General features: G+C 56.6%; 1 protein-coding gene, 3 tRNA genes and 1 rRNA gene. All 5 read right to left on the reverse strand.

Annotated elements, in window-relative coordinates; all coding sequences use genetic code 11:
* Positions 1–145, reverse strand: a 145-nt coding sequence (locus F6X40_RS41625; RefSeq protein ID WP_244306532.1) for a GTP-binding protein, incomplete at its 3' end; no start/stop codon positions are given.
* A 62-nt stretch (positions 146–207) separates the two neighbouring features.
* Positions 208–282: transfer RNA gene (locus tag F6X40_RS41630), tRNA-Thr, on the reverse strand.
* Between the two features lie 16 nt (positions 283–298).
* A tRNA-Gly gene (locus F6X40_RS41635) sits at positions 299–372 on the reverse strand.
* Between the two features lie 40 nt (positions 373–412).
* Positions 413–498, reverse strand: a tRNA-Tyr gene (locus F6X40_RS41640).
* Positions 499–654: 156 nt separating this feature from the next.
* Positions 655–768: ribosomal RNA gene (rrf, locus tag F6X40_RS41645) — 5S ribosomal RNA — on the reverse strand.
* Positions 769–774 lie beyond the last annotated feature (6 nt).

Here is a 774-nt window from a genome sequence, read left to right on the forward strand (position 1 = left end):
GGTCGTACGCCTTCGCTTCGCCGCCAAACTTCTGCGTCAGGACCGTCGTGATCGCTGCCGTCAACGTGGTCTTGCCGTGGTCAACGTGACCGATCGTGCCCACGTTCACGTGCGGCTTGGTCCGCTCAAACTTACCCTTGGCCATTTTCGACTCCTAAGAGGATTTTCCGTACGTTGCGCCGGGCGCAAACAATCACCGATTACTTCTGGTGCCCATGGGCAGGATCGAACTGCCGACCTCTCCCTTACCAAGGGAGTGCTCTACCACTGAGCCACATGGGCGCTACCTCTGTGTTGCTGGAGCGGGTGAAGGGAATCGAACCCTCGTCGTAAGCTTGGAAGGCTTCTGCTCTACCATTGAGCTACACCCGCAAGGATCATGGATTCCCAACAACTGCCACATCTTGCATTCTGGTGGAGGAGGTTGGATTCGAACCAACGTAGGCGTAAGCCAACAGATTTACAGTCTGCCCCCTTTAGCCACTCGGGCACCCCTCCGCAGAGAACTGACGATTATGGGGGAACAATGTCTCTTTGTCAAGGGCTGCTTGACCGTTCCGATCCCAACGCTCTCACTTATATAGTGATTGGGTGTTAGCCGTCCGTAAACGCAAAAACCCCACCGCGGCGGGTGGGGTTTCTGACTGGGGGGGAGCCTGACGATTACCTACTTTCACACGGGCAATCCGCACTATCATCGGCGTGGAGTCGTTTCACGGTCCTGTTCGGGATGGGAAGGGGTGGGACCGACTCGCTATGGTCATCAGGCATGAC

The sequence above is a fragment of the Paraburkholderia sp. UCT31 genome, from assembly GCF_014397655.1.
GTDB classification, from domain to species: Bacteria; Pseudomonadota; Gammaproteobacteria; order Burkholderiales; family Burkholderiaceae; genus Paraburkholderia; species Paraburkholderia tuberum.